This window comes from Peribacillus cavernae, assembly GCF_003989135.1.
GTDB classification, from domain to species: Bacteria; Bacillota; Bacilli; order Bacillales; family DSM-1321; genus Peribacillus; species Peribacillus cavernae.
This window is the reverse complement of record NZ_RYZZ01000066.1, coordinates 1-1,583: the sequence shown is the minus strand read 5'-3', so window position 1 is coordinate 1,583 and position 1,583 is coordinate 1. Positions and strand designations below refer to the sequence as shown.

The following is a 1,583-nucleotide window of genomic DNA, read 5'->3' as shown; positions in this document are numbered from 1 at the left end:
AGTTATTTATAGACTGTTCTTTTTGTAATTTCGATATTATGCTCATATATACAAATCTAAAAATATAAGAGGTGTATTAGTATGAACGACAAAAAAGATGTCTTAGATAATGGTCCTTTTTTTCATGGCACTAAAGCAGAACTGAAAATTGGAGATTTATTAGTACCACAACACTTATCAAATTACCAGGATAAAAAATCCAACTATATATATTTTACTGCGACATTAAATGCTGCTAAATGGGGTGCTGAATTAGCAAGATCCAAATCAAAGGAAAGAATTTATATTGTAGAACCATTAGGTGATTTTGAAAATGATCCGAACTTAACTGACAAAAGATTTCCTGGAAACCCAACACGTTCTTATAGGTCTAAATCTCCTTTGAAAATAATAGCCGAATTAAGTTCATGGGAAAGACATTCCGACGAAGAAATAAATCATATGCTTACATCTTTAAAAAAGTTAAGTGAACAAGGAAAAAATGTAATATACGATTAATCCTTAAAATCTATAAAGTCATGACCCAAGAAAACCAAAAATCAATTTGTGTTTACAATTGTTTTTTGGTTTTGTTTTAGCTATGTCCCGACCCTATCCCTTTCAACAATCTGGCCCGATTGCAGAGGATTAAAGAGAATATAGTTCTATTATTTTTTCTAAGGGTAATTTATTCGGATTACACATATCAACAAAATAGGGAAACTGCCATTTTTGAGTTTTCATCGCTTGTTTACTACTCGGACTATCCCAGCTAGGATAAACTCTTATTGCCATTTTCCCCTTTGTTGAAGTAGACCTAAGAATATTCTGTTTTAAAAGAATTTCTTTTGGAAAAATAAATTGCCCAAACTCATTTTCATTTTTAAAGGTAGTTATAACTAATAAATCAGGGGCTTCCTCATATGAGTAGGGTTGATTTTTATTATTTTCGTCTTTTTCCCAAAATGCAACAAACTGCCCTACTTTGGTAGGAGTTATATTCGCAACTCTGAATCGAACTGTTTTAGAAGATAATTGAAATGTACCAGCACCATACTTAGAATTTTGCTTTTCTTCTTGAACTGACTTTACAGTTAAGTGATTCGACTCATAAATCATTTTATTTACATAAGTTAATGCTGTAAAAAAGTTATTCATTTCTTCACTCCTAAATTTCAAGCAAAATGGCCCTATTCTTGAATAAGCATGAAAAAAATTAGTTAATCCAATGAGAAGGTCGATGTATATGAGAGGGTAATGTTGTCTTTACATTACCTTTAGCTGAATTAATTTGCATTTGGGTCAAAAACATACTGGTGGACAGATCAGCACCACTGAAATTAACATCTCGCAAATCCGCACCGATAAAATTGACTGCCCTTAAATCCGTATTTCTCATGTCCGCGGCAATCAAATAGGCTCCCCTAAAATCAGTTGCTCTTAAATCTTTTCCCTTTAACTTTTTGCCCATCCAATCAGCTCTCGCATAGTCAAACTCTTTAATTTTCCGAACACCAGGCATTTTATCAATGGTATTTCTCCTAACAAAATCACTCGCTAAAGTCAGCAGCTCATTTGAAGAAAATCGGTACATCACTAGATCA

3 protein-coding genes are annotated in these 1,583 nt (G+C 32.7%); 1 reads left to right on the top strand and 2 read right to left on the bottom strand.

The features are described 5' to 3' along the window. The first annotated feature begins 81 nt into the window (after positions 1-81). Positions 82-498 (top strand): NAD(+)--rifampin ADP-ribosyltransferase, encoded by a 417-nt coding sequence (arr, locus tag ELQ35_RS22365; protein ID WP_126867375.1) that lies wholly within the window; start codon positions 82-84, stop codon positions 496-498. Positions 499-627: 129 nt separating this feature from the next. Here the strand turns inward: arr and ELQ35_RS22360 are convergent, their stop codons facing one another. Beyond that, complete coding sequence (locus ELQ35_RS22360; RefSeq protein ID WP_126867374.1) at positions 628-1,137, bottom strand: MepB family protein; 510 nt, start codon at positions 1,135-1,137, stop codon at positions 628-630. Between the two features lie 58 nt (positions 1,138-1,195). Beyond that, a partial coding sequence (locus tag ELQ35_RS22355) for a pentapeptide repeat-containing protein (RefSeq protein WP_143253481.1) occupies positions 1,196-1,583 on the bottom strand: 388 nt, incomplete at its 5' end.

What these genes read in the sequence shown, in the direction of transcription:
- ELQ35_RS22360 (WP_126867374.1), bottom strand. Translation starts at nt 1,137, where the DNA reads ATGAATAACTTTTTTACAGCATTAACTTATGTAAATAAAATGATTTAT.
- arr (WP_126867375.1), top strand. Translation starts at nt 82, where the DNA reads ATGAACGACAAAAAAGATGTCTTAGATAATGGTCCTTTTTTTCATGGC.